General features: G+C 59.5%; 24 protein-coding genes. 10 read left to right on the top strand and 14 right to left on the bottom strand.

The features are described 5' to 3' along the window. Positions 1 to 88: 88 nt before the first annotated feature. The gene (locus PL640_RS23430; RefSeq protein ID WP_271363738.1) at positions 89 to 997 is read right to left on the bottom strand and encodes a CHAD domain-containing protein; all 909 of its coding nucleotides are present in this window, start codon (positions 995 to 997) and stop codon (positions 89 to 91) included. Next, a complete protein-coding gene (locus PL640_RS23425) occupies positions 981 to 1469 on the bottom strand; it encodes a CYTH domain-containing protein (protein ID WP_142841805.1) in 489 nt (162 codons plus the stop codon). Before PL640_RS23425 ends, PL640_RS23430 begins: the two co-directional genes overlap by 17 nt. A 172-nt stretch (positions 1470 to 1641) precedes the next feature. On the opposite strand from PL640_RS23425, the gene PL640_RS23420 reads away from it, so the two are divergent. The 4 genes from PL640_RS23420 to PL640_RS23405 all read left to right on the top strand — a co-directional run bounded on the left by PL640_RS23420 (position 1642) and on the right by PL640_RS23405 (position 4250). Next, positions 1642 to 2280: a 2-dehydro-3-deoxy-phosphogluconate aldolase gene (locus PL640_RS23420; RefSeq protein WP_052820675.1), complete on the top strand. Its 639-nt coding sequence runs from the start codon at positions 1642 to 1644 to the stop codon at positions 2278 to 2280. Between the two features lie 109 nt (positions 2281 to 2389). Next, a complete protein-coding gene (locus PL640_RS23415; RefSeq protein ID WP_046802057.1) occupies positions 2390 to 3085 on the top strand; it encodes a tellurite resistance TerB family protein in 696 nt (231 codons plus the stop codon). A gap of 276 nt (positions 3086 to 3361) precedes the next feature. Next, positions 3362 to 4048 carry a GNAT family N-acetyltransferase gene (locus PL640_RS23410; RefSeq protein WP_271363737.1) on the top strand — a complete coding sequence of 229 codons (687 nt, stop codon included), beginning with the start codon at positions 3362 to 3364 and terminating at the stop codon, positions 4046 to 4048. Further along, entirely contained in the window at positions 4041 to 4250 is a 210-nt protein-coding gene (locus PL640_RS23405) for a hypothetical protein (RefSeq protein ID WP_142841807.1), read from the top strand. Before PL640_RS23410 ends, PL640_RS23405 begins: the two co-directional genes overlap by 8 nt. A 78-nt stretch (positions 4251 to 4328) precedes the next feature. Here PL640_RS23405 and PL640_RS23400 read toward each other — a convergent pair whose 3' ends face one another. The 3 genes from PL640_RS23400 to PL640_RS23390 form a co-directional block, all read right to left on the bottom strand. Further along, positions 4329 to 5390: a nickel/cobalt transporter gene (locus PL640_RS23400; protein ID WP_271363736.1), complete on the bottom strand. Its 1062-nt coding sequence runs from the start codon at positions 5388 to 5390 to the stop codon at positions 4329 to 4331. Beyond that, on the bottom strand, positions 5384 to 6025 hold the full coding sequence (locus tag PL640_RS23395) for a DUF1007 family protein (RefSeq protein WP_046802053.1): 642 nt from the start codon (positions 6023 to 6025) through the stop codon (positions 5384 to 5386). The genes PL640_RS23400 and PL640_RS23395 overlap by 7 nt, the downstream gene beginning before the upstream one ends. A 91-nt stretch (positions 6026 to 6116) precedes the next feature. Beyond that, a complete protein-coding gene (locus PL640_RS23390) occupies positions 6117 to 7295 on the bottom strand; it encodes a hypothetical protein (protein WP_271363735.1) in 1179 nt (392 codons plus the stop codon). Positions 7296 to 7566: 271 nt separating this feature from the next. Here PL640_RS23390 and PL640_RS23385 point away from each other — a divergent pair, with 271 nt between their 5' ends. From PL640_RS23385 to PL640_RS23375, 3 genes are all read left to right on the top strand, one after another. Further along, complete coding sequence (locus PL640_RS23385; protein ID WP_142841810.1) at positions 7567 to 7854, top strand: hypothetical protein; 288 nt, start codon at positions 7567 to 7569, stop codon at positions 7852 to 7854. Positions 7855 to 8339: 485 nt separating this feature from the next. Then, on the top strand, positions 8340 to 8987 hold the full coding sequence (locus PL640_RS23380; RefSeq protein WP_142841811.1) for an outer membrane protein: 648 nt from the start codon (positions 8340 to 8342) through the stop codon (positions 8985 to 8987). A 267-nt stretch (positions 8988 to 9254) separates the two neighbouring features. Then, positions 9255 to 10436, top strand: coding sequence for an MFS transporter (locus PL640_RS23375; RefSeq protein ID WP_271363734.1), 1182 nt, complete (start codon positions 9255 to 9257; stop codon positions 10434 to 10436). Between the two features lie 80 nt (positions 10437 to 10516). On the opposite strand, the gene PL640_RS23370 is transcribed toward PL640_RS23375, so the two are convergent. The 3 genes from PL640_RS23370 to PL640_RS23360 all read right to left on the bottom strand — a co-directional run bounded on the left by PL640_RS23370 (position 10517) and on the right by PL640_RS23360 (position 13825). Then, the gene (locus PL640_RS23370; RefSeq protein WP_271363733.1) at positions 10517 to 11509 is read right to left on the bottom strand and encodes a WD40 repeat domain-containing protein; all 993 of its coding nucleotides are present in this window, start codon (positions 11507 to 11509) and stop codon (positions 10517 to 10519) included. A gap of 273 nt (positions 11510 to 11782) precedes the next feature. Continuing rightward, a complete protein-coding gene (locus tag PL640_RS23365; RefSeq protein WP_271363732.1) occupies positions 11783 to 12907 on the bottom strand; it encodes a CobW family GTP-binding protein in 1125 nt (374 codons plus the stop codon). A gap of 117 nt (positions 12908 to 13024) precedes the next feature. Next, complete coding sequence (locus tag PL640_RS23360; RefSeq protein WP_271363731.1) at positions 13025 to 13825, bottom strand: creatininase family protein; 801 nt, start codon at positions 13823 to 13825, stop codon at positions 13025 to 13027. A 79-nt stretch (positions 13826 to 13904) separates the two neighbouring features. Here PL640_RS23360 and PL640_RS23355 point away from each other — a divergent pair, with 79 nt between their 5' ends. The 3 genes from PL640_RS23355 (at position 13905) to PL640_RS23345 (ending at position 16890) form a co-directional block, all read left to right on the top strand. Next, complete coding sequence (locus tag PL640_RS23355; protein WP_046802044.1) at positions 13905 to 14414, top strand: MarR family winged helix-turn-helix transcriptional regulator; 510 nt, start codon at positions 13905 to 13907, stop codon at positions 14412 to 14414. A 132-nt stretch (positions 14415 to 14546) separates the two neighbouring features. Then, a complete protein-coding gene (locus PL640_RS23350) occupies positions 14547 to 15569 on the top strand; it encodes a LacI family DNA-binding transcriptional regulator (protein ID WP_004433466.1) in 1023 nt (340 codons plus the stop codon). Between the two features lie 358 nt (positions 15570 to 15927). Further along, on the top strand, positions 15928 to 16890 hold the full coding sequence (locus PL640_RS23345; RefSeq protein WP_271363730.1) for a 2-hydroxyacid dehydrogenase: 963 nt from the start codon (positions 15928 to 15930) through the stop codon (positions 16888 to 16890). 217 nt (positions 16891 to 17107) lie between these two features. On the opposite strand, the gene PL640_RS23340 is transcribed toward PL640_RS23345, so the two are convergent. The 6 genes from PL640_RS23340 to PL640_RS23315 all read right to left on the bottom strand — a co-directional run bounded on the left by PL640_RS23340 (position 17108) and on the right by PL640_RS23315 (position 25146). Next, positions 17108 to 18235 carry a Gfo/Idh/MocA family protein gene (locus PL640_RS23340; protein ID WP_271363729.1) on the bottom strand — a complete coding sequence of 376 codons (1128 nt, stop codon included), beginning with the start codon at positions 18233 to 18235 and terminating at the stop codon, positions 17108 to 17110. Between the two features lie 238 nt (positions 18236 to 18473). Further along, positions 18474 to 19286, bottom strand: a complete 813-nt coding sequence (iolB, locus tag PL640_RS23335) for a 5-deoxy-glucuronate isomerase (RefSeq protein ID WP_271363728.1) — start codon at positions 19284 to 19286, stop codon at positions 18474 to 18476. Positions 19287 to 19474: 188 nt separating this feature from the next. Continuing rightward, positions 19475 to 20383 (bottom strand): myo-inosose-2 dehydratase, encoded by a 909-nt coding sequence (gene iolE, locus PL640_RS23330; protein WP_271363727.1) that lies wholly within the window; start codon positions 20381 to 20383, stop codon positions 19475 to 19477. A 1-nt stretch (position 20384) separates the two neighbouring features. Next, positions 20385 to 22211: a 3D-(3,5/4)-trihydroxycyclohexane-1,2-dione acylhydrolase (decyclizing) gene (iolD, locus tag PL640_RS23325; protein ID WP_271363726.1), complete on the bottom strand. Its 1827-nt coding sequence runs from the start codon at positions 22209 to 22211 to the stop codon at positions 20385 to 20387. After that, a complete protein-coding gene (locus PL640_RS23320; protein WP_271363725.1) occupies positions 22208 to 24124 on the bottom strand; it encodes a bifunctional 5-dehydro-2-deoxygluconokinase/5-dehydro-2-deoxyphosphogluconate aldolase in 1917 nt (638 codons plus the stop codon). Before PL640_RS23320 ends, iolD begins: the two co-directional genes overlap by 4 nt. Positions 24125 to 24330: 206 nt before the next feature. Next, positions 24331 to 25146: a MurR/RpiR family transcriptional regulator gene (locus tag PL640_RS23315; RefSeq protein ID WP_271363724.1), complete on the bottom strand. Its 816-nt coding sequence runs from the start codon at positions 25144 to 25146 to the stop codon at positions 24331 to 24333. Between the last annotated feature and the right edge of the window lie 2 nt (positions 25147 to 25148).

Raw genomic sequence — 25148 nt, 5'->3', positions numbered from 1 at the left:
AAACCGACAGGTTGCAGATACTCGGGACAAGCCCGAGGATGACGCCGAATGTGGTGTGACGCCTTTTCCCAACATCGCCGTCGCCGGCCTATTTCGCCGCCTGCCGCCACAAAAGACCAACGATACGGCTTTCGGTACGGGGGGACTCGGAAAAGACTTCGTCCGCCAGTTCAAGACCTTCCGCGCGCAATGCCTGCTGCCTTACGATGATCGCATCGAGAAGAAGCGCCAGCCGCTCGCCATTGCCGAAACGGTCCGGCTCCCGGTCGGCAACGGCGGCGAGGACCGAAAGGTCATGCTCATGGCCGAGAATATCGACCAGCCGCTTGGTATCGGCACGCTTGGCGCGCATGGCGGAGGGCCAGAGGCGGCGCATGAGGCCAAGATGCATCCAGTGGGTCTGCCCCGCTTTGCGCAATTCGTGAAAATGTTCGACATCCGCCTGGTCGCGACAATCCGAGAGCGCTTTTCGTGCCTTCGCCCGTTGTTTTGCCCAGCTGCTTCTCACCAGCCTGACTGTCTTTTTCAGGTCATCCGGCAGGGAGAGAGATTCAAGCCTTTCGTGTCCCGCTTCGCAGCCGGCGATCGCCGCCGCTATGGCGTCGTCAAGATCCACCTCGTGGTTGAGGGCATCGTCGCGACGTTCGCGCAGCATTGCCGTGATCGATCGCAACGCCTCACCCTGCGCATCGGAGAGCGCAAAAGCCTCGAGATATTCCGCCGTTTCCACAAGCGCCGTCGCATCCCGCGCGAAGGCCAGTGAACGGGCGATATCGCGGAAACGGGCATTCTCCTCGCGGCTGAAATCGGGCGCCGCCTTGCGGATCAGGCGGTAGAGCGCCCGCAGCCGCTTGAAGCGCTTGCGCGCATCGTGCACCGCCTCGTGCGACCCGGAGGGCTGGTCGCGCAGAATGGTGATAGCATCCTCGATCAGTTCCAGCCCGGCGCGGCGGATCTCGTCGCCGAAGGGCTTTTTCGGATCAATCCTGAAGGGCATCCGGCAAGTCTCCACTCGAACAGTCCATGGCGAGCGACTGGTTGGAAAAGCGACGGTCACCCGTCACTTCTTTCCCGAGCCAAGCGGGCAGGTCCGGGTTGGCGTTCTCATCGTTCATTTCGACTTCGGCGACGACCAACCCCTGATACTGGCCTTCGAAAACATCGATTTCCCAGGTGAAGCCGCCATGATCAACGGTGTGCCGCGTCTTTTCTATCACCACACCCGGTGCGCTTGCCATCAGCTCTTCTGCGTCCTTGAGGGGAATGGAATATTCATATTCGTCCCGGACAAGTGCACTTGCGCCGATCTTGATGGTCAGTGTCGCATCACGCCCATTGACGATCCTGACCCGGACCGAGCGATTTTCCAGCGAAGCGACATATGCCTGCCGGAAAGCCATGCTATGCGTCACCTCATCGCGCCATTCACCGCCTGCAACAAGAAACTTCCGTTCAATTTCCTTGGCCATGCTGTCTCCGCAAACTGGTGCGCCAGATTATCGCAAGATGACGTCGCGAAGAAGCGAATTGATTGAAGTATCTGGATAAAAAATGGCCCTGCCATGCCTCGACATCATAGCCGGGGCAGGCTAATCGGTAAACGGGATTTCAATCGTTTCAATCGCGCAAGGGAGGCTCATCGTGGCCCAGGACTCCGAAAAACTTCTTTCCATCCTCAAACTTCAGCCGGTCGTGCCGGTGCTGATCGTGGATGATGCCGCTTCCGCCGTGCCGCTCGCGCGCGCTTTGGTCGCAGGCGGCCTGAAGGCAATCGAGATCACCATGCGCACACCGGCGGCACTGGATGCCATCCGCGCGGTTGCGGCGGAAGTGGAAGGCGCCAATGTCGGTGCCGGTACCATTCTCAACGCCCGGGATTTTGAAGCCGCTGCCGAAGCAGGCTCCACCTTCATCGTCAGCCCCGGCATCAATAAAAGCGTGCTGGAGGCGGCGCGCGGCTCCAACGTGCCGTTGCTTCCGGGCGCAGCCACCGCCAGCGAAGTCATGGCGCTGCGGGATGAGGGTTACAAGGTCCTGAAATTCTTCCCCGCCGAACAGGCTGGCGGTGCGCCTTACCTCAAGGCGCTGTCGTCGCCGCTCGCCGGCACGGTGTTCTGCCCGACCGGCAGCGTTTCGCTGAAGAATGCCAATGACTATCTGTCTCTGCCGAACGTCGTCTGCGTCGGCGGCTCCTGGGTTGCACCACGCGAACTGGTGGCGACCGGCGACTGGGCTGGCATCACCAAGCTCGCCGCTGAAGCAGCAGCACTGCGCGGCTGATTGACATTGCTTCAAACCCGTTCACGAAGGCGTGAGCGGGTTTGTCATTTATATTCGCGCCGCGGCTTCCTATCTCACCTGTAGATTTTGACCTCTACAGGAGATTTTGATGTTCGACGCCAAGAAGCTTCTTGAACAATTCCTCGGCTCGCAGGTGCCGGGCCTTTCGGGAAGCGTCCGTGACAGAGCCGGGCAGGCCGCCGATATCGCCAAGAACAATCCCCTCAAGGCTGGTGCTCTCGCCGCCGCCATTCTGGGCACCAAGACCGGCCGCAAGCTCGCCGGCAATGTTGCCACCATCGGCGGCGTCGCCGCCATCGCCGGCCTCGGTTATCTCGCCTACAAGAATTACAAGTCCGGTCAGGCGCCCGAAGTCGCGCCGAAACCCGAGCCGGAGCTGCTTGCTCCCCCCGCCGATTCCGCCTTCCATCCGCAATCGCCCGCTCTCTCCAATGATTTTGCCCTGAAACTCATCCAGGCGATGATCGCTGCCGCCAAGGCAGACGGTCATATCGATGAGAAGGAGCGCGCCAATATCATGGACAAGGTACAGGTCTCCGGCCTCGATACCGAGGCAGAGCGGTTCCTGGAAAAGGAACTGGCCGATCCGCTGGACATCGATGCACTGGTGGCTGCCGCTCGCACCGAAGAGCAGAAAGTGGAGCTTTATACCGCCTCGCGGCTTGCCATCGAGGCCGATACGCGTGCGGAGCGGGGTTATCTCGATCTTCTTGCCGGGCGGCTGGGGTTGCCGGATGCGCTCGTGGATCACATAGAGGCGACCGTGGTGGCGGCGAAGGTCTAGGTCGAAGTTGGGGCTCACCCCCTCTGCCCTGCCGGGCATCTCCCCCTCAAGGGGGGAGATCGACCCGAGGCGGCCTTTCGGCTATTTTCAACGTTGCGAGTGGGTGAGCGTTGCCTTCTGGCTGATCTCCCCCCTGAGGGGAGATGCCCGGCAGGGCAAAGGGGGGTGAACCACACCCACCAAAGCGGAAACGCGACCACTGCCGACATGTCCCACTTCCCGGTTGTCATCCCATCCCGCTTGCCCTAATCCTTGTCCCAGACAATGGGGAAGAGAATGCGCGATCTGAGTGATTTCAAGGGATGTCCGGCGCCAAAGCCGGTGGTGTTGAAGGGCCGTTACGTGACGGCGGAGCCGTTTGATCGTGGCAGCCATCTGACAAAGCTCTGGGCCGCACTTGGCGGTGAGGGCGTGAATGCACTTCTCAAATATTTCCCGCAAAACGCTTTTCCCGATGCCGACGCCTTTGGCGACTGGCTGATCGGCGCGGGGCAAAAACTCAACTGGGTGACGCTGGTCTTCGTGGAAAATGCCAGCGGTGATGTGGTCGGCATGGCGAGCTATATGCGGCCTGATCCTGCCAATGGCGTGGTCGAGGTCGGTTCCGTCGCCCATGGCGGCAAGATGAAGCGCTCGCCTTTGTCCACTGAGGCGCATTACCTGATGGCGAAACATGTTTTCGAGGATCTGGGTTACCGCCGCTATGAGTGGAAATGCCACAACGAAAACGAGCCCTCCAAGATCACCGCGAAACGTTATGGTTTCACCTTCGAGGGCGTTTTCCGTCAACATATGATCTCGAAAGGTGAGAACCGCGATACCGCGTGGTTTTCCATGATCGACGGCGAATGGCCGCTGATCGGCAAGGCCTTTGAAATCTGGCTTTCGCCGGAGAATTTTGCAGATGACGGAGCGCAGAAGCGTAAGCTTGAAGATATACGTGCGGAGCTTGCCAATGGCTGAGAAGAAGGATTGGTCGCCGGCTATAGCCGCCGCCCTCATCATCATCGGCTTCGGGCTGGTATTCTTCGTCATGCCGAAAATCATGCTGTGGCTGGGTGATTATTCGCCCTGGCTTGCGGCTGCATTCGGCACAGTGGCGGTGCTCTGTTTCTTCCTGCTGTTCTGGCTGCGCGCGCGTTACCAGCGCCGCCGCGACGGTTAGAGCACGCAGGTGCTCTAACTCTTTTGTTTTAAGGCATTTCCAGAACGTAAGCCGCGAAGCATTTTTACTGGAAACGCCCTAGAGACGAAGCGAAGCGCCGAGCAATAACAGCCCCATGATCAAAACGAACAGCGCACCGGCGATTTCGATCGCGTGGCTGATGCCGGCTGCCTTGCGGCTGCCGGGGCCGGCGAAACGCACCGCAAGCCCTTTGGCCGATACCGCCATGATGGCGAGAGCGGACACCATGATGGCGGTGCCGAGCGACATGGCCAGCACGGACAGCACACCGCCGAGATAAAGCCCGTTCAGAAGCGCGAAGCTCATGACGATGATGGCACCCGAGCAGGGCCGCAGCCCGACCGCAATGATGGCCGACCAGGCCTCATGCAGGCTGAAATTCTTGCTTTTCAAAAGCATGGGATCGGGTGCGTGGGATTTGCCGCAGGCCGAGCAGAGGTCGCCCGTGCCATCATGGTCGTGATCGGCAAAGACCGGCTTGCCCTGGAACCGCAGCCCTGTGCCCATGCCGCTCGTTCTGCCCGCCGATGTTTCGCCTGCCGTAGCGAAGACGGCGACGGGTTCACGCTTTATGCGCAGCGACCAGAGTTTGCGCACCAGAAGCCAGGCGCCGAACAGCGCCACCATGGCGAAACTGGCGATCTCCATCGCCTGTGTCGCCTTGGTCATGGTGATCGAGGTGCCGCGCAGCACGAGCCAGGCCGCGCCGACGAGGCCGATGGCGACTGCGCCCTGAATGAGCGCCGAGACGAAGGAAATCAGAATGCCGCGTCTCAGCTGTGTTTCATTGGCGATCATGTAGGACGAAATGACGGCCTTGCCATGGCCGGGCCCGGCGGCATGGAAAACGCCATAAGCAAAGGAGAGGCCGATCAGCGAGCCAAGCGCCCAGCCATCCTCGCGCATGGCTTTCAAAGCGCCGGTCAGCGCCCGGTAGAACATCTGCTGATGCACATTGATCCATTGCATTAACGGCGCAAATGGCCCGCCGACGGAAAAGGACGGTTCGGCCGAACCGATGCCAAGTGGCGATTGCGCATGTGCCGCGCCGGCAACGACAAGCAGGCCGATGGCCGCAATGGCCAGGGGGCCGGCCAGACGGCCGCTGCGGCTCAGCATGTCACCTCCAGCCGGGTGGCGAAGAGTTTCGTCATGTCGGTGCCGGTTGGATCATTGAAGAACGCATCGGTAAGCGAACTCTGGTTTTGCGAGATCACCTCGTCGGGATCAGGGCGAACGACATGGTGCTTGCAGGCATTCAGATCCTTGCCCTCGGTGGCAATATCGGCGTCCTTGGCAAAATCGATCGCCGTATACATGGTCGGATCCCAGGCGCCGAAACTCAGCTTGCCTTTCACCGCAAGCGGCTTGGCGGGTTTTACGGAAAAGAACATCAGGATCTGCTGATCCTTGTAATCCACGTGAATGGCGTCCGGTTTGGCAAACTCTACCGGTTTTCCGTTGGCGGTGATGAAGGTGTAATAGGAATATTCGGCAAGCGACTCCAGCACGGTTGTGCCGATTTCAGCCAGCTCGTCCTTGTCCAGCTTCAGATCGCTGTTCTTGTCGTAGTCCATCACCACGCTTGCCGAAAACATCTCGTCAAAACGCCAGATATTGCGCACTTCCTGAACGGTGCCGTTCGGCCCCTCGACAATTTCCATGCGCGCTTCGGCGAAGATATGTGGATGCGCCGATGCCGCGACGGGAATACAGGCAAGGCCAGCCGCGAGAAGCAAAAATCGTCTGTTCATTATCCGGTCTGTCCTGCCTTCGAATCTCGAAGGCCAGAGTCTAGCAGAAATTGGGACCGAATTTCGACCCGGGGCCGACCGACGGGATATTTCAGAAGGTGCCGGTGAAACGTGAGGTGACGCTGGAGCCGCTATAAGAGAAGTCGGTGTCGCGCTCGCCATGCAGAAGGCGGTTGAATTCCACTTCAAGCTTGCTGCTCTTGCCGGTATCGATTGACAATGTGGCCACAAGCCTGCGTTCGCTGGTGTCGTAGTTGTAGTAAATCCAGTCCTTGTGAACGCGTTGCAGGGCAAGGTTGAGCCCCACCTTGTCGGTGAGCTTGCTCTTCATGACCAACTGCCAGCGCCGATGGAATTCGGCAATCGGGTCATCAGGGTCGAAAAGCGCATAGTCCTGCGAAAAACCGGCGCCGAAGGTGATGCGGTCAGTGGCTTTTACCTCGGCCTCCGTTCGCAGATAGGGGCGGGTGCGTTTCACCTTGTCGCTGATCTCATCGCCGGAAATGGTTGTGAGGCCCGCCTCCGCCAGAACCGCGAAACGATCGGAGAACCTGTAACCATAGCCAAGCGAACCGCGCAGCGTATTGGCCTCGAACCGCTCGTATTTTTCCTGTTGGCTTTCCGGCACGATGATGCGGTCATAAGCGAGTGTCAGTCCGGCTTCGCCGCCGGCCAGCGGTCGTTCATGCTCAGCCTTGAAGGATAAAAGTGCCTCATTGGCCTCCAGCCGGGTGGGCAGGAAATAGGCCGGCCTGAAACGCGCCTTGCCTTTCATCAGGCTGGCGAGGCCTGCCGTCAGCGTGTTCTTGCCGCCCAAAGCGAGGATGCCGAGCTGGGAAGAGGCCTCCAGCTTGTGGTCCAGCCGCCGATAACCGATGTCTTCTTCTGGCAGGTGCACGAAGATATCACCGGCATCGCTGCGCGTGCCACGCAACTCGATCGCCCATTCCAGTTTTTCGGAAAACCGCCTGGTCAACCCCAAGGAGGCAATGGTGTTGTGTTCATTGGCAAAACCATACCGGGGGAGACGGACCTCTTCATGCTCGAGCGCATAACGCAATTCCGCCCCTTCCAGCGCGACCTTGCCGTTGAGCCCGAAGCCGGCGCGCAGCGAAATCGCGCTTAGACGATTGGTATCGGCAAAATAATTTGTGTCATAGGCGACGCCCGACTTATAGGTGACAGCGTGCTCATCCGCACTTTCACCCGCCTGTGCGCCGGAGCCACAGGCAAGCCCAAGAACAAGCGCGATACATCCCCCCAGTCGCATTCGCATCTCCGGTCTCTAATTAAGCAATATCTTATATTTAGATGGTTAATAAAGTTTCCGGGGATTTTTTACTGACGCAGCGGCAAATGATTACTCGCAGCAATCAGGTTCAGCGCGATGTGCGCAGCGCAAGATAGATAAAACCTTATTAAATTCACAAGTATTAGTGTTAATTGTTTATTGTAATATTAGCCTTTGCTTGAATTAGAATCCTCTAAATATACAGTTCAGTTACGCCAGATGGCGTGATCAAACATAAGAGGAGAGAGAAATGATTGCTAAATTTGCTTGCGTAGCCGCTATTCTTACTGTCGCTTCCGTTGGTCAGGCCAATGCCGGCGGTCTTCTGGGCGGTATCCTTTCCGGAAACAGCAACAAGGGTGGCGCGCTCGTTGTGGTGTCGCCAAGCATCGATCTGGGGCTCAACGGCATCCTGTCCAACAACGGGATCCTGAACGGCAACAAGACCGGTATCCTGAGCGGTATCCTGAACGGCAACAAGACCTCTGTCGACGTCATCGACAACAAGAATGACGGCGGCAAGAAGCGCCGGCACTAAAAGACTAGACCGAAGATCGACAGGGATTTTCGACGAACGATGCGCGCAGGACATAAGCCGGGAACGATCCGAGTTGCGTCTGTATGACGCATGGCGCTTCCGGCAACAACAAACGGCGCATCGCACAACTGAAAGGGGGCCTCGTGGCCCCCTTTTTTGTTCAGATTTTCTCGATCATACTTTCACAACATTGCATTCTGAACGCTACTTATGATGGATTTTGTAGATTGGACTTAGTCGTTATCGCTTAACTATGATCGCCCGGATTTATGTGTCAATTATCTAATTTATATATTGGAAAGTCTCGAAATATTAACGGATTTATATCGTTCATACTTATCTTTTCTTAAATTTTCACACGATGTTAACCTTGTTGAGCTTCAATCATAAGGTGCGTTCACCTTGTTAATTACGTTGTGTTTCGTGGCGGATTTGTTCGCGCCCCGCAGCGTGGTGGGTGAAGTTGTTTTTCAAGGAGCTATCGCATGTTGAAACAATCATTTCTGGCACTCGTCACTCTCGGCGTGTTTTCGGGTGCTGCCGTTGCCGCCGATGCGGTCAATGACATTCCGGCTGCACCGTATGTCAATGACGCCGCGCCTTCCTTTTCCTGGGACGGTTTTTACGCCGGTGCTTCGGCTGGCTACGGCTGGAACCGTGTGAAGTCGACCACTTTTGGCGTCACCACGAAGCATGAATTCGATGGCGCGCGTTTTTCCGGTTTTGCCGGTTATAATTTCGAGGTGGCACCATCCGTCGTTCTCGGCGTCGAGGGTGATCTTGGTTATGCCTGGGGCGACAAAACCATTGTTACCAGCAAGGTTTCCGCAGGCCTGAACGGCTCTGCACGTCTGCGTGCCGGTTATGCCATCGATCGTGCCCTGATCTATACCGCCGGCGGCTACACCGCGACCGACAGCGAAGTGGATGCACCGTTCGGCAAGGACAGCAAGGTGCTGCACGGCTGGACGGTTGGCGCCGGTATCGATTACGCTTTCACCAACAATTTGTTCGGCCGTGTCGAATATCGCTACAATGATTTTGGTAAGGCGACCTATAGAACGGGTGCGATCTCGTCTGTGGGCGATGTCAATGAACATGTCGTCAAGGTTGGTCTCGGCGTGAAGTTCTGACCAGGGGGGCTTCCGCTCTTCGGACAGAACGGAGTCGCTGATAGCGCCAACACCATGGGCAACCATGGATCATTTTATCCATCTTTACCGGCCCGGCGGGAGATGCTCTGCCGGGCCGAGCTATGCTTGCCGAGCGAAAAGAAAAAGCTGGCATAGTTCCGTTCGAAACCAAAAACGTGCGGTTCCTGACTTACGAGCTTGAACCGCGGTCGGTTTTGGTGAGATGGTGCAATCCTGTCCTATCTCCCAGCATCCAGTCGATTCCCCATGCTACAGAAAAGCACTTCGCCGGGCGCTTTTGATCGTCAGGCCTATATGATCGCGCTGCTGGTCTTCGTTGCCGGCGGCACCAATGCGGCTGTTGTGCCGTTTATCGGATTTTACATTATTCAGGTGCTCGGCCACGCGCCTGCGACACTTGGCATTTACAGTGTTACGGCAATGGTCGCCTCGATTATAGCCAGTCGTATGTATGGCGAACGTGTCGATGCTGGTGTGCGCATACGGCCCCTGCTGCTTCTTTCCGTTGCCGGGGCTTTTGTTGCGGCGGCGGCGGCGACGTTCGGTCATCTGGCGCTGCTGGTGGCGGTCACGGCCACCGGCATGGGGCTTTCCAACGCCGCCAGTACGCTCGTTTTCAGTTATGGTCGATATCACGGCCGGGTGCAGGCGCTCGATACGACCTCCTACAACGCTTTCCTGCGGATGATGGTATCGCTGGCATGGATGCTGCTTCCGGCCGCCGCCTATCTGATCGTTGATCTCGCCGGTGCAAAAGCCGTGTTCATGAACGCCATGCTGATGGCAGCCATCTGGGGTGGGCTGGCCTTGGCCATAGTGCCGCGTGGCCAGACTTGCCCTATGGAACGGCGACAGGACGGCGAGACCGATGAAGGGCGCAACCTGCCGCTGCTTATGGCGGCGGCGGCCAGTTTCTGCATGTCTTTCGCCCATTCCCTGTGCGCGTCGGCTCTGCCGGTGTTTCTTGTGCGCGAGGTTGGGTTGCCGGATTACGCGCCGGGCCTGTCGCTCAGCATCAAATGCGCCATGGAGGTTCTGCTGATCCTGCTTGCGCCGAGGATCATGCGGCGGGTCAGCGCCCGCCTGTTGTTGAGCGGGGCGGCGGTAACGGCGATTATAGCCTTCAACATCATCGCCTCGGTCACGACATTGCCCGCCATGCTATTCGGCGCAGCCATGGAGGGAGCTTATTATGGCCTTTTCGCGGGCACGAGCCTGACCTTCATTCAGGGCTTTGCGCGCGGGCGCACGGCGCGGGCGACTGCGCTTTATATGAATTCCATCTTCCTTGCCGCACTGTTTGCAGTGCCCTTGATGGGGTTCGTGGCGCAATATTCCAGCTTCGGTGTGTCGATCCGGCTTGCCTCGGTGGGCGCCGGCGCTGCCCTGCTGTTATTGTTCCTGACGCGGCGTCAGGTGAGCGAATAGACGGATTTTCGGCTTCATTCCCGTGATAGGCGCAGGGATGAGGAGAATAGGGCCAGTACATTGTCTGGCCCGTCGCCGCCTTAGGCCGAGATATCGATAATGCCGCAGTCGCCCGCTTCCGAGGCGAAGGCGAGCAGTTTGCCGGTGGCGCTCCAGTCCATGCTGGTAATGGCGCCCTTGCCGGGGCGGCGCAGCAGGGCTTCCTTGCCATCCGCCAGACGCACACCGAGGATCATGCCGTCGATGAAGCCGATGGCAAGCACGTCTTCCACCGGGTGGAAGGCGACATTGGTGACCATGATGTTGGCGCGGCTGCCGAGTTCTTCCGGTGCCTTGCCCATCGGGCCGTCCTTGCCGGCAAATGGCCAGACGATGGCGGCCGGCGCGCCGGAAGAGGCAAGCCATTTCCCCTTTGCCGACCAGGAAATGGATTTGACCTTTGCAGGATAGCCCGTCATGCGCATGTGGCGGGCTTCCATGCCGCCCTTGGTTGCTTCCATCTTCCAGCCGTGCAGGGCGTTTTCCTGCATGGTGGTGACGAGAAACTTGCCGTCGGGCGAGAATGCGACGCCGGTATGCGCGCCCTTCCATTCCAGATCGATCGGATCACCCGCGCTCGCCACCCAATGCAGCGTCACGCCGTTATAACGTGCGGCTGCGATGCGCAGGCCCTTGGGCGCAAAGGCAATCGCCTCCACCGTGCGCTCTTCCTTGAATTCCTTGACCGTGCCGTCTGACAGCCGCACGAAGCTGGACTTGCCGACACCGTAAGCGACCGCCTTCTGCGGCCCGCCGGCCACGACGCCCACCCATTTGCGCGGTACGTTGGCGATTTCGCTGATGCTGCCGTCATGGCCGATACGCAGCACACGCCCGTCTTCGCCACCAGAAAGCAGCGTGGCGCTGTAGGGATCGCGAATGCAGGTCAGAAGCCCCTCATGCGCCTCGGTTACCTTTTCGCCGCCATCCAGCCGGTGAATGGTGCCGGCGGCGGTGGCAAACAGGGGAATGTCGCCGAGAAAATGGGTCGAGACCACGTGGCCTTCGATATCAAGCGGGGCAACAGTCGGCATGGGGCATCGGTCTTTCGTCTATGTGTCTGATGGCGGGGCGTCATTCCCGCCGGCTGGCATGGTTCTAGAGCATTTTCGGCTAAAGCGGAACCGCTTTACATCCCCTCAGCCTCATTCCTGTGCTTGTCACAGGAATCCAGCCAACGCGCGTCTGCGCGGCGGGGACAGTCCTTTCAGCCCAGGGACTTGGGCTGGATCTCTGTGACGGGCATAGAGATGAGGAAGGAAGCGACGAAACCCCGGCTCGAGGCCGGGGTAACGGAAACAAAACGATCAGGCGGTCGCGAGGCAGGCGTTGAAGCTCTTTTCCAGCTTTTCGCGGTCCAGTTCGCGGCCGATGAAGACGAGGCGGCTTTCGCGCTTTTCGTCTTCCTTCCACGGGCGCTGGTGATCACCCTCGATGATCATGTGCACGCCCTGCACCACGTAACGCTCCGCATCGCCCTTGAAAGCGATGATGCCTTTCAGGCGCAGGATGTTCGGGCCGTCCGTCTGGGTAACCTTCTGGATCCACGGGAAGAACCGCTCGGGGTTCATCTCGCCGCCGCGCAGCGAGACCGACTGCACGGTCACATCATGGATCGGCGAAACCGCACCATGGTGGTGGTGATCGTGGCCATGGTCATGATCGTGGTGATGATGCCCGTGATCATGGTCATGGTCGTGATGATCATGATGATGATGCCCGTGATCGTGATTGTGGTTGCAATCAGGGCCGCAGACATGATCCTCATGGCCGTGTTCGAGGAAATGCGGATCGTTTTCCAGCGCGCGTTCCAGATTGAAGGCGCCTTGATCGAGAACCCGGGCGAGATCGACGCCAGAGCGGGTGGTCTTGTAGATGCGGGCGGAAGGATTGATGGCGCGCACGATATCCTCGATGCGGGCGACTTCCTCGGGCGAAACAAGATCGGTCTTGTTGACGACGACGACATCGGCAAAGGCGATCTGGTCTTCGGCCTCGCGGCTGTCCTTCAGGCGCAGCGGCAGGTGCTTGGCGTCAACCAGGGCAACGACGGCGTCAAGCTCGGTCTTGGCGCGCACGTCGTCATCCATGAAGAAGGTCTGGGCGACGGGAACCGGGTCGGCAAGACCTGTCGTCTCGACGATGATGCCGTCGAAACGGCCGGGCCGGCGCATCAGGCCTTCCACGACGCGGATCAGGTCGCCGCGCACCGTGCAGCACACGCAGCCATTGTTCATTTCGTAGATTTCTTCATCGGACTCGACGATCAGATCGTTGTCGATGCCGATCTCGCCGAATTCATTGACGATGACAGCGTATTTCTTGCCGTGGTTCTCGGAGAGAATGCGGTTGAGAAGCGTCGTCTTGCCGGCGCCGAGATATCCCGTCAGGACGGTGACTGGAATGGGCTTGGCTGGTGCTGTTTCGGTCATGGAAAACCCCGCGTGGAGACAAGGCCCGTAAAGGCCTGAAGGAAGAAGTGTCGACGTCCATATAGGCGCGACGTCCGGGCAGTTCAAAGAGATTTTGGCCTAAACCGGCCAAGTGGCTCAAATTTTGTTATGAAATAACGTTATGTCAAAAGCGTGGACATCTTCAAGCAGCTCGACAAGGCCTTTGACGGCGTGGGAGATGAGCCTCTCACCCTTTTCGGCCGTGGCCGCTGCGGCGTTTCCGGCAACACCATCGGGGTTGAGGTCGCTCATCAGCCAGCCGAAGGCGTGCGGGCCATAGGCGCGCAGATGCCGGAAGCGGCTGGCAAAATCCCTCTGGCGCGAGGGGAAGTCGGCTGCCTTTTCCACTCTCACCCGGTCCGGGCAGAGCGCCAGCATGACGGAGGTTTCGATATCGCCGCCATGAATGTCGACCGCCTTGTCTTCCGGCTTCACGATATCGGCGGGCACGCCGAAACGGGTCCAGCTTGTGGCGACCGCCAGCATGCCGAAACGGGCGCGGGCCTCGGTGGCGACGATGGTCATCAGCGGTGAATTGCCGCCATGGGCGTTCAGCATCACGAATTTGCGCACGCCTTTTTCATATTCGGCTTCAGCAATGCCGAGCCAGCGCTCAACGGCCTCGTCGTAACGCAGTGTCTTCGTGCCCGGCACATCCATGTGTTCGATGGAATATCCAACGGGTTCCACCGGCAGGAAAGAGACCGGCAGATGGGAGGGTAGGGCGGCAGCAAGACGGGCAACGATACCCTCGGCAATCAGCGTATCTGTCTCGAACGGCAGATGCGGACCGTGCTGTTCATGGGCACCCAGCGGCAGCACGGAAATTGCACCTGTTGCGCGAAGATGAGGGTCTGTTACGTTTTCGTCGTGATAATGCGTGTATGAGTTTGGCATCTGGCAGTCCGCGCGTGCATTCGGTAAGGATTTCCAGCAACATATATCGGTTCCGCCACAGGGTAAAAGGCACTCGCATATGAGCAAGGACAAAACTGGGCATAAGGACAAGGGCGCCAAGAAAGAAAAGGGCGGCAAGAAAATAAAGGACGCCAAAAAAAGGGATGAGAATTTCAACCCTGAAGAACTGGCGCAATCCATCACCCAGGCCGCCCGTTCCATGCGCACGGCACTAAGCCACAGCCTTGCCGAAAGCGGGCTTTATGCCGGCCAGGATGGCGTTATTCTGGCGCTGGCGCAGGAAGGCAGCCTCACACCGGGGCAGATCGCCCAGAAGCTCGGCGTCAAGGCGCCGACCATGACGCGCACCATCGGCCGCATGGAAGCCCAGGGTTTCGTGGAGCGCAGCGGCGACGACGAGGATGGCCGCGTGACACTGGTGAAGCTGACGGAGGCGGGCCTGAAAAGCGTCGAGCACATCAACATCTCGATAGCCGATTGTGGCGCAAGGGCCATAGAGGGGCTTTCCGCCAAGGATGTGCGCACCGTGGTTAAACTTCTCAAGGCAATCGATACCAATCTTCAATAATTTGTTGAAATTTTTAAAAATAAAACTCTGTTTTGTGGATATCTCTTAAACGGGTTGCGGATTTTGTTTAAATTGTTTAATTGCAATTTAAACAGGGACATCCGTCGCTGACATGCGTTTGGGAGGAATGCTGTGGCTCAAAAGGTCAAACTGTCCACGATTGCCGAAAGTCTTGGTCTTTCGACCGCCACCATTTCCCTTGCATTGCGTGACAGCCCGCTGGTTGCTTCCGATACACGCGACAAGATCAAGGAACAGGCGCGGGCGCTGGGTTATATTTACAACCGTCGCGCCGCCAGCCTGCGCACCTCGCGCTCGGGCATTGTTGGCGTGGTGTTCCACGATGTGATGAATCCGTTTTACGGTGAAATTCTCAAAGCCATCGAAAGCGAGCTGGATCGCAGCCGCCAGACCTTCATTCTTTCCAACCATTACGATTCGGTGGAAAAACAGCGCACCTTCATCGAAACGCTGCTGCAGCTCGGTTCCGACGGCATCATCATGTCGCCGGCCATCGGCACGCCGATCGAGGATATGACGCTGGCCGAAGAAAACGGCATGCCCGCAATTCTGGTGGCCCGCTCCATGGACGGCGTCGACATGCCGACCTATCGTGGCGATGACAGCTACGGCATTTCGCTTGCCACCAATCATCTGATCAGTCTCGGCCACCGCACCATCGCCATGGTTGGGGGCACCGATCAAACATCGACGGGGCGCGACCGTTATCAGGGTTACGTCAATGCGCTGCGCAAGGCGGGCATCGAGGTCGATCCGAACCTGCGCATTCCCGGCCCGCGCTCCAAGCAGGGCGGTTTCGAGGCGGCCGTGCATTTCCTGTCGCTGCCGCAGAAGCCGACTGCCGCCGTCTGCTGGAACGATCTCGTCGCCATCGGTCTCATGAACGGCATTTCGCGCGCCGGTCTGGTGCCGGGTGTGGATATTTCCGTCACCGGCTACGACGATCTGGAGGAAGCGGCGATTGCTACCCCGGCTCTGACCACGGTTTCCAACGGTCAGGCGGAGGTGGGGCGCCTGGCGGCGCGTGCGCTGCTGGACAGGCTGGCGGGCAGCCATGAGCCTGATGGCATTCACCTCATCAAGCCGGAAATGCGCATCCGGCAATCGACCGGGCCGGTGCGGCCGCGGGTGTGAGTACATCGCCCGGAAGTATGGATGCGGCAGGCTGCATGTTTCTGGTTGTTCGCGATATTTCCTTCTTCCGTCATTCCGGCCTTGAGCCGGAATCCAGCCACCGATGTCTACGCGGTGAAAAGACTCTCCCAGCCCAAGTCCTTGGGCTGACTGAATGCCGGATCAAGTCCGGCATGACGGTGATGGGCGCTTAAAAAAATCGACATGAAACTTCCGTCTGCCCCCATAGCATCCCCTTATTGCCCTTTTCACGGCCGCCTTTGTTTGAAAGGATCGCCGTCCAGGGGAGTGGTATGGCGAGCGGTTCGCCTGAAACCCGCTCCGGCTATTGGAATGTTATCAGGAGGAATATCCACTCATGTCTGACAAAAAGGCCGTCGTTCTCGTTCCCGGCAAGATAAACCCGCGCGTTCTCGAACGCCTCGAAGGCAAGGTCGAGATCGTGGCCGTGCCTGCCGGCGCCGAGCCGGTGCTGCCTGATGGTGCGGCGGAGCGCGTCAATGCCATCGCCGTTTCCGGCGTCGTCAACGCCAAATGGATCGATGCGCTGCCGAAGCTCGAGATCATCGCCAATTTCGGCGTGGGTTATGACGGCGTTGACGCCAAACATGCCGCCAAGCGCGGCATTGTGGTGACGAATACGCCTGATGTGCTGAACGACGAGGTGGCCGATACGACGATTGCGCTTTTGATAAACACCGTGCGCCGGCTTTATCAGGCCGAGACTTGGCTGCGTGACGGCAAATGGGTTGGCGAAGGCCCGTTCGCGCTGTCGCCGTTTTCGCTGCGCGGCCGCAAGGTGGGTCTCTTCGGCATGGGACGCATCGGCCAGGAAATCGCCAAGCGTCTGGAGCCCTTCAAGGTGGAGATTGGATACCAGACCCGCAGCAAGCGGGATGGCCTCTCCTACACCTATTACGGCTCGTTGAAGGAGATGGCGGAAGCCGTCGATATACTGATCTGCATCGTGCCCGGTACGCCGGAAACGCACAAGGCGATCAATGCCGAAATCCTGACGGCGCTTGGGGCTCAGGGCGTGTTCATCAATGTGGGCCGCGGTTCCAGCGTCGATGAGGATGCGCTGCTTGAGACGCTCAAGAGCGGCGCCTTGGGTGCTGCCGGTCTGGATGTGTTCTATGCCGAGCCGAAAGTGCCGGAAGCCTTCCTGTCGCTGCCGAACGTCTCCCTGCTGCCGCATGTCGCCTCCGCCTCGGTTCCGACGCGCAACGCCATGGCCGATCTGGTGGCCGACAATATTCTCGGCTGGTTCAGGGACGGCAAGGTGCTGACGCCGGTTCCGGAGACGCCGGTCAAGGGGTGAGGCCTGTTGGCAAGCCCTGACCAATATCCCCTGGTGAGGCGAATGGCTTTGTCCGCTCACAAATCCCGCGCACCGTCACCCCGGACTTGATCCGGGGTCCAGCGCGATCAAGTCTTTGATCGCAAAAGAATTGTTTCTCACGGCGCAGACGCGCGGTGGCTGGATGCCGGATCAAGTCCGGCATGACGGAAGATACGCTTCGCCCTTTGTCGGCGTCCTATTCCGCAATCTCCGAGCTTCCCACCCAACGCCCTTCGGCAAATGACCGGGCCATGGCGTGGATGCTGCGCTCGATCTTCAGGCCTTCCTCGAAATCGATGATATGCGCCTTTTTCCCCTCGATTGCCGCGATCAGTTCCCGGCATTCGATCACCTTCAGATCGTTGAAGCCGAGGCCGTGGCCGGGGGCGGGGATGAAGCGGTCATAGGGCTTGTGATGCGGTGCCGTGAGGATGGTTCTGAAACCCTGCTCTTCCGGGCGTCCATCCGTGGTGTAAAGCTGGAACTCGTTCATCCGCTCCTGATCGAACAGGATCGAGCCCGTGGAGCCATAAATCTGGATGGCAATGCGGCCCTTGCGGCCCCAGGCGGAGCGGTTGGCGATGAGCACGGCGGAAATGCCGCCTTCGAGCTTCAGCAGAACGCTGGCAAGATCGTGCGTCTCAACCGCGCGCTCGCCGCCGCCGGCAAGCGGGCGGGTCTCGTACGGTTTCACCATGTCGGTGATGGCGCTTTCGGCATGGCCGAACAGGGCATAGAGCAGTGACAACGGGTGCACGGCGAAATCATCTAGCGCGCCGTAACCGGAAGACGCCTCGCTCTTCCAGTAGAAGGGCTGAGTGGCATCGGCCATGAAGTCCTCGTCCATTTCGGCGCGGACGTGATAGACGTTGCCAATCGCGCCTTCGTCGATCAGGCGGCGGATGTGGCGGATGACGGGGTTCTGAATGTAATTATAACCCATCGCCGCGGCCTTGCCGGACCGGCGGGCGGCATCGCGCATCTTCACCGCGTCGGCAAAGGCGGGCGCCATCGGCTTTTCGCACCAGACATGTTTGCCGGCCTCAAGGGCGGCAATCGCCATTTCCGGATGGAAAGCATTCGGTGTGGTGACCGAGATGACGTCGATCTCGGGATTGGAAAGCAGGTCGCGCCAGTTGGCCGTCGAGCGGGCAAAACCGAACTCCGCCGCTTTCTTCGCGGCAAGCTCGGGGTTTACTTCCGCGAGCGTCACGAGGCGGGGGCGTTCCACATCGCCGAAGACGCTCGTGACGTTATTCCACGCCAGCGCGTGGCATTTGCCCATGTAACCGGTGCCGATAAGGCCCACGCCAAGAGCGGCCATGCTATTCTCCTCCCGAAATTATTTGAATCAATTCAATTCGTTAATTGCGTTTGTTGCGTGCCAAGACAGTCTCAAGACGTATCTTCGCGCGCTCCCCCATTCCTGTGCCTGTCACAGGAAACCAGCCGACGCGGCTCTCGCGCGACGGAAAGACACCCTTTCAGCCCAAGGACTTGGGCTGGCTGGATCCCTGTGACGAGCACAGGGATGAGGCGGCGGCGGTGTTTGCCTGAACTGCTTACGGATTATCCCGCTTGAAAATCCAGTCATGATCCGGGTGGTTCTTGAAGCGCCATTTGCGCATCGGCCCGGCCATCACGTTCAGATAATACATCTCATAACCATAGGGCGAGCCGCAGGGGTGGTGGCCCTTGGGAACCAGCACGACATCGCCGTCGGATACAGCCATGGTCTCATCCAGCGAACCGTCTTCGGTAAACACGCGCTGGAAACCGAAACCCTGCGCCGGGTTGAGCCGGTGATAATAGGTCTCCTCCAGATAGGTCATGTCGGGGTAGTTATCCTCATCATGCCGGTGCGGCGGATAGGACGACCAGTTGCCCGACGGCGTGAAGACTTCCGTCACCAGCAGGCTGTCGGCCACATCGCGCTCTTCCATGGCGATGGGGAAGATATAACGCGTATTGGCGCCCTTGCCGCGTTCGGTCAGCTGCACGCCGTTCGGACCGATCTGCTGCGCCTCGCGGCTGCCTTTTTCGCCGGGTGCGGTGCAGACGCCGACGGTGCAATCTGTCGTGGCGGTCAGCGACCATTCGGAGCCTGCGGGCACGTAGACGCAGTGCGGCGGCTTGCGCTCGAACACATTCATGCGGTCGCCGAGTTCACCGAAGTCCTTGCTGCCCGCGGAGATCGTCGCCTTACCTTCGACCAGCACGAGGATGACTTCCGTATCGCCGGTGTTTTCCGCCGCCGTTTCGCCCGGCTTCAGGCGGTAAAGGCCGAAACCGACATAACCCCAATCCGCGCTTTGGGGCGTGATATCGTGCACCTTGCCGCTGGTCGCGACCGGTTTGCGCAGAAGTGAGGTCATGGTGGTGTTCCTTTTTGGTCAGTCGTTCGTCGGTTCTTGCCGTCTCGTTACCCCGGCCTGAGCCGGGGTCTAGCCGACGCGCGTCCGCGCGGCGGGGACAACTCTTTTCAGCCCAGGGATTTGGGCTGGCTGGATACCGGCTTAAGGCCGGCATGACGGGCGGGATAGCCGCCCGCTACCCGCTCAGCTCAAGCAGCCTCGGCCTTGTCCAGCCCCGCCTCGCGCGCAAAAGCCTTCAGCGATTTCAGCCCAAGGCTCTGATATTCGAACGGGTTGCGCACGTCAGGGTCCTGCTCGGCCTCGATCACCAGCCAGCCGCTGTAACCATGCTCCGCCGCCACCTTCAGCACCGGCGGAAAGTTCACGCCGCCTTCGCTGTCGCCGGGAACGGTGAAGACGCCGCGGCGCACGCCTTCGAGGAAGGAGAGCCGCTCACCCCGAACCTGATCGGCAATGGCAGGGCGCACATTCTTGGCATGGATATGGCCGACGCGGCCCATATATTTCTGCGCAACGCGCACGGGATCGCCGCCGCCGAACAGGCAATGGCCGGTATCGAGCAGCAGATGCGTCTTCGGGCCGGTGTGTTGCATCAGGAGGTCGATTTCCTCTTCATTTTCGACCACCGTGCCCATGTGGTGGTGATAAACGAGGGTGATGCCCTGTTCTGCGGCAAAAGCGGCCAGCGCTTCGACACCCGCACCGAACTTCGCCCAGTCCTCGGCAGCAAGGCGCGGACGGTCAACCAGCGCCGTGTCATCGGCTCCATGGATGGCGTTGGAGGTTTCGCAGACGATGATGACCTTCGAGCCCATGGCCTTCAAGAGATCAAGCGCCGGCTGCATCGCCTTCTTTTCGGATTCGATGTCATCGGTCAGAAGGTTCAGCGAATGCCAGCCGGAGACGAAGGAGAGGCCGCGCGGCGAAAGCACGCCCTTCAGGCCTTCCGGCTCCGTTGGGAACTTGTGGCCTTTTTCGATGCCGTCGAAACCGATCTTGGCGGTTTCATCGAGGCATTGTTCCAGGCTGATATGCGCGCCCAGCGTGCGGTCGTCGTCGTTGGACCAGGCAATCGGGTTGGTACCGTAACGGATCATCTTACTGTCTTTCCTTGAGATGGTTTTCATAACGAGCGCGCGCGCCGGCAATTTCGCCGCGCTCGGAAATTTCAGGCACTGCGACATCCCACCAGTGACCGCCGGCCTGCGGCGTCGGGTAAGGATCGGTATCGATGACGATGACGGTGGTGCGGCTGGAGGCACGGGCCGCCGCAAGCGCCTCTTCCAGCTCGGTTATGGTGGAAACCTTGCGTGCATCCGCACCCATCGAGCCGGCATGGGCCACGAAATCGATGGCAATCGGGTTGACGTTGGTGTGGGCGTAGAGGTTGTTGAACTCGGCGCCGCCGGTTTCCATCTGCAGGCGGTTGATGCAGCCGTAGCCCCTGTTGTCGGTGATGACGAGCGTGATCTTCACGCCCATGGCAACCGATGTCGCAAGCTCGGAATTCATCATCATGTAGGAGCCGTCGCCGACCATGACGATCACGTCCCGGTCTGGTTCCGCCATCTTGATGCCGAGACCGCCGGCAACCTCGTAACCCATGCAGGAGAAGCCGTATTCCATGTGATAGGAGAGCGGCAGCTTGGATTTCCACAGCTGATGCAACTCACCCGGCATGGTGCCGGCCGCGCACATGACAACGGTATTGTCACGCGACTGGCGCTGCACCGCGCCGATGACCTGCATGTCTGTCGGCAGGCTGTTCACATGCTCCTCGCCGGGTGCTGCCGTATCCGCATCGGCCTTTTCGAACCATGCCGCCTTGAGGCCAGCATCCGGTGCCGCAAAACGGTGGCTGCCGAGGGCGGCGGAGAGTTTTTCAAGCCCGATCTTGGCATCCGCCGTCAGGCTGATCGCATCATGCTTGGCGCTGTCATAGGGCTGGACGTTGAGCGCCAGGATCTTGCGGTTCGGGTTCTTGAATAGCGCCCAGGAACCGGTGGTGAAATCCTGAAAACGGGTGCCGACGCCGAAGACGAGATCGGCCTTTTCGCTGACGATATTGGCGCTTTCAGCACCAGTGACACCGACGGGACCGAAATTCAGATCATGATCCCAGGCGAGGGCCGATTTACCGGCCTGCGTTTCGACGACGGGAATGGAGTGGGTTTCGGCAAAGCGCTTCAGTGTCTCGGTCGCGCCGGCAAAATGCACGCCGCCGCCGGCGACGATAACAGGGTTCTTCGCTGCCTTGAGCGCAGCGACCGCCTCTTCGAATTCTACCACGTCCGGCTCAGGACGACGCTGGCGCCAGACCCGCTTTTCGAAGAAACTCTCGGGGTAATCATAGGCTTCCGCCTGCACATCCTGGCAGAAGGCGAGCGTGACCGGGCCGCAATCGGCCGGGTCCGTCATGGTGCGCATGGCGCGGGGGAGCGCTGTCAGCAATTGTTCCGGCCGCATGATGCGGTCGAAATAACGGCTGACCGGGCGGAAGCAGTCATTCACCGTCATGGTGCCGTCGCCGAAATCTTCCAGCTGCTGCAGCACCGGGTCCGGGCCGCGATTGGCGAAGACATCGCCGGGGATCAGCAGAACCGGCAGGCGGTTGACATGCGCCAGCGCTGCCGCCGTCACCATGTTTGCCGCACCCGGGCCGATGGAGGAGGTGACCGCCATGGCGCGGCGGCGGCGTAGCTGCTTCGAATAGGCAATGGCCGCATGGGCCATGGATTGCTCGTTCTGGCCGCGATAGGTTGGCAGTTCGTCGCGGATGCCATAAAGCGCCTCGCCGATGCCGGCGACATTGCCATGGCCGAAAATGGCCCACATGCCGGCGATATAGGTTTCGCCGTGTTCATTCATCTGCGCTGCCAGGTAACGAACCATGGCCTGCGCAGCCGTCATTCTGATTGTCTTCACGCTGCCTCTCCCTTTTTGGCGCGCGCCTCATCCCAAATGCGGCACAGGCTGGTATAACGCTGCGCCATGTCCTTTACCGCTTCCTCATCGGTCATCCTGCCACCGAGCCAGTTGCGGGCGGCATCCGCGAAAATCGTGCGGCCAACGGCGAAACCTTTGACCAGATCGAAGCCGGCAGCAAGGCGGAAGCTTTCTTCCAACTCGCTTTGCGGCGCGTCGAGACCGAGAACGACGATGCCCCGCACATAAGGATCGTTGCGATGCACGGCGTCGCAGGCGTTTTTCCACGCAGCACGGCTCTTCATCGGCTCCAGCTTCCACCAGTCGGGATAAACGCCGATCTCGTAGAAGCGCTCGATGATACGGGCGGCGGTAAGATCATCGGTTGGACCGACCTTGGAGGGAATGACCTCCAGCAGCATTTCCAGCCGGTTGCGGCGTGCGGCTTCAAACAGCCGTATCACGGTCTCTTCCTGCGCGGCGCGCATCTCATCTGTGTCGTCAGGGTGATAGAAACACAGAACCTTGACGACATTCTCAAGCGGCCATTCAGAAAGTCCGCCGAAATCCTTGCCGAGTTCGGGCTCCAGCGTCAACGGGCGCGAGCCGGGCCATTCCACCGGACGGCTGATCCAGAGGCCGGAGCCGCTGGCGGCAAAAAGCGCATCGCGGCCCAGACGACCATCGCAGAGAATGCCATAACCCGCCTCACCACCGGCCACCTGCTGCGCGGCCTGAAGGCAGAGCTTCTTGAAAGCGCCGATCTGCTCGTGCTTGACGCCAAGCTCGTCGGCGATGGCCTCCAGCTGCATGCGATGGTCAAAGGCGAAGACACGCATCGTGTCCCAGTCGCCCTTGCGGTTGGTGGACCAATGCACCTGTTCCAGCGCCTCGTCCTTGCGCAGCGCCTTGTTGCGAATGCCGGCCTTGAAGAAGTATTGCAGCTCTTCCCAGCTCGGATAGGCGGGTGTGCAGCCGTGGCGGGAGACGGCGAAGGCGCCGCAGGCATTGGCGTATTTCAGCGTCGTCGGCCAGTCTTCACCGCGCAGCCAGCCACGGAACAGCCCGGCCATGAAGCCGTCGCCGGCACCCAGAACGTTGAAGACCTCGATCGGAAAACCTTCGCCCGTCTCGCCATCATCGAGGCTGGCAGGAATATCACCGGCGAAAACCGAAGCACCCATCGGCCCGCGCTTGCACACCAGCGTCGCGTTCGAAACCTTGCGCACGGCCTTCAACGCGGTCAGCGTATCGGTGGAGCCACCTGCGATGTGGAACTCTTCCTCGGTACCGACGATCAGGTCGAACAGATGCAGGGTGGATTGCAGCTTGGCGGTGACCTTCTGCGATTCGACAAAACGGCTTTCGCCATCGCCATGGCCGGCCACACCCCAGAGGTTGGGCCGGTAATCGATATCGAGCGCGGTCTTCGCGCCATTTTCGCGGGCGAGTTTCAGCGCCTTCAGCACCGCCGCTTCCGTCTTCGGATGCGACAGATGTGTGCCGGTGGCGCAGACACAGCCGGCTTCGGCAATGAAGGCGGGATCGATGTCATCTTCGCTGAGCGCCATGTCGGCACAGTTTTCGCGATAGAAGATCAGTGGGAACTGGTTCTGGTCGCGAATGCCGAGCAGCACTAGCGCGGTCAGTCGCTCCGGATCGGTTTTTACGCCGCGCACGTCAACGCCTTCGCGCACCAGCTGCTCGCGGATGAAGCGGCCCATATGTTCATCGCCAACGCGGGTAATGACGGCGCTGTTGAGACCCAGCCGGGCAGCGCCGGCGGCGATGTTGGTGGGAGAGCCGCCAATATATTTGGCAAAGGAGGCCATGTCCTCCAGACGGCCGCCGACCTGCGAACCATACAGGTCGACAGACGAGCGCCCGATCGTGATAAGATCAAGTTTTTTCAAAAGGTTCCTCCTTCGGGCCGCCCGTTGCGGCGGCCTGCCTCACATGTTTGGAGCGATATCGGGCAAAGCTGCCCGCACCTTTCGCCATCCCGTTCCGGCAGGCCTCCTCCGCCCGCTGTCATCCGTCACGAGACGGACGAATATGGAATGCCCGTTTCATGGATTTGGATCATAAATTCTATTTTTTCCATTTTCAATAAAAATATTCAGGCTGTTTTGCGGGTTCCCACAGCCACGGCCAGCGTAATCGCCAGACAGAGCGTGGCGGAAAGTGAGCGGAACGCACCGAAATCGATCTCCGTGACCGTCAGAAGCGTTGCACCGGATTTGCGTAGCGGATTGACGGCAGAATCAGAGAGCGCAACTACGGGAATGCCATTGGCCCGGGCCGTTTCCGCCAGTTCCAGCGTCTCAGTGGAATAGGGGGAAAAGGTGATGGCGATCAGCGCGTCATCGCTCGAGATGGCGCTGATATTGCCAAGCCCGCCGACGGCGCTGTGCAGAACCGCCGGAACCTTCATTTTCTCGAAGGCATAGGCAAGGTAACTTGCGATGGGGAAAGAACGCCGCAAACCGACAATGTGGACGGTGCGCGCGCCGGCCAGCGCCAAAACGGCCTCGTCAAGCTGCCGTGTATCGACGGATTTCAGCAGCATTTCCAGCGAGGAACGGCCGGCTTCGACAAATTCCGCAAGCAGGCTGGAGGCACTTTCATCGCCCTTTTCACGCAGATGGTCGAGCCGTGTGGTGTAATCCGGCCAGCCACCGACATAGGAATCGCGAAACAGGCGCTGCATTTCCGAAAACCCGGAAAAGCCCATGATCTGGCAAAACCGCATGAAGGCCGAAGGCTGCACGCCAGCACCCTCTGCCATTTCGGCGACGGTGGAAACGGCGATGCGGTCCTGATTGGAGGCGACATAATCGGCGCATTGCCGCAATCGTTTCGGCAGCCCCTCCGCAACCTGGAGCAATCGCTCCTCAAAAGCCTTCACCGATTCTGGCGCCTCGATTGCCGTCATTG

This window comes from Agrobacterium sp. ST15.16.024, assembly GCF_027956545.1.
GTDB lineage: Bacteria > Pseudomonadota > Alphaproteobacteria > Rhizobiales > Rhizobiaceae > Agrobacterium > Agrobacterium cucumeris.
The sequence above is the reverse complement of the archived record's forward strand: the minus strand, read 5'-3'. Positions and strand labels throughout refer to the sequence as shown.